Here is a 575-nt window from a genome sequence, read left to right on the forward strand (position 1 = left end):
AACGCAGTAACTTGTACGACAAGGCCACATCTTGCGTAATGATGCTTTCAATGCGGTCAAAATCCGGCTCTGGCGCGCAGACTTCCCGAAACAGTTGTAACGCTAACACCTGCTCCGGACTGACGTATTTGGTTTGCGACACCAATGGCTTGCTAAAAAAGTAGCCTTGAAAGAATTTAAAACCCGCCGCTTTGGCTTGCTCAAACTCTTCTGCGGTTTCGACGCGTTCCGCTAAAAAGTGATATTTGACGCGCTTGGCGAGGTGGGTTTTAACCAGTTCACACGCTTTTTCTAGCCCCATCGCCATGATATCGAGTTTAACGATGTGCACATAAGGTAAGAAGCGACGCCACTCCGGCGTTAAGGTGAAATCATCCAGCGCGATCAAATAACCTTCTCGATATAACTCGCGAATTGCATCGAGAAGATCATCGGTAGGTTGGCAAGTCTCTAAGACTTCTACGACGATTTTGTTTTTTGGCAAGCTGCGAGGCAAACGGCGTACCAAGCTCTGATGAGGAAAGTTGATGAAGCAGCGCGAAGACGCAATCACTGGGTTAGTACCCAGTGATAGA

The 575-nt window shown here is 48.0% G+C and carries 1 protein-coding gene; it reads right to left on the reverse strand.

Annotated elements, in window-relative coordinates; genetic code table 11:
* Window positions 1–575 (reverse strand): EAL and HDOD domain-containing protein (locus R7Q09_RS27240; RefSeq protein ID WP_318144094.1); only part of this gene is annotated, 575 nt, incomplete at both ends.

The sequence above is a fragment of the Vibrio sp. 2130-1 genome (assembly GCF_033339515.1).